This is a genomic window from Pseudonocardia sp. SID8383, assembly GCF_009864975.1.
In the GTDB taxonomy this organism is placed as follows: Bacteria; Actinomycetota; Actinomycetes; order Mycobacteriales; family Pseudonocardiaceae; genus Pseudonocardia; species Pseudonocardia alni.
On the sequence record NZ_WWFY01000735.1, the window covers coordinates 1 to 802 of the forward strand.

At 76.8% G+C, this 802-nt stretch carries 1 protein-coding gene; it reads right to left on the reverse strand.

Features of this window, described 5'->3' with window-relative positions:
* Positions 1-544: DUF5134 domain-containing protein (locus tag GTW08_RS17700; protein ID WP_161152246.1), on the reverse strand; the 544-nt coding region annotated here is incomplete at its 3' end.
* Positions 545-802 lie beyond the last annotated feature (258 nt).

Sequence of the window (802 nt, forward strand, 5' to 3'; positions counted from 1 at the left end):
GGTCGTGGCTCAGCGCGCGGGCACCCCAGTACCCGGCGGCGGCCAGGAGCACCGCGCACAGCGTCACGGTCACCGCGATCGCCCACCCGGCCGGGCCCGCCGCGCGGGCCGTCCCGGACATGTCCATGGCGGCACCGCCGCCGTGGTGGGCGTGGGCACCGCCGCCGCCCGCGGCCTCCGCCGGTGAGGCCATGATCAGCGGCATCGCGGCGAGCATCCAGACCATCGCCGCGGCCATCAGTGCGTGCGCCGCACCCGCGACCCGCCCCGAGGGTCCGCAGGGCACCCCGCGTGACGCGGTGACCAGGAAGAACACACCCAGCACGGAGAACAGGACGATCTGGGTCCACAGCCCGGCGCTGCCGTACCAGGTCCAGGTCATGACGACCATCGCCGCGCTCATCAGCAGGTGCGCGAGCTCCGCGGTGCGGTGCGCGGCGGAGCGACGCTCCGAGACCGCGGTGGCCCAGCGGGTCAGCGCGTAGAACCCGGTGGCGGCGAACACCGCCGTCAGGGCCCAGGCCAGCGGCAACGACGAGATCACAGGTACTCCTCGGGGGCGGGGGAGGTGCGGGGGCGCACGCCGGAAGTGGTCGCCGGTGGGGCCTGTCCGGTTCCCGCCCGTACCGGTCCGGTGGGTGCGACGCCGGTCACTCCCGTCGTGATCGTCGGACGGCGGTGGTCGGGTGGCGCGGAGGCCCGGACGCCGCGACGGTCGGGTGCCGCTGTGGTCGGGGCGGCGGCCCGGTGGGACGCGTCGGGTGCGGCGCGGTCTCAGGGGCGGGCGGCGCGCCGGACGCCG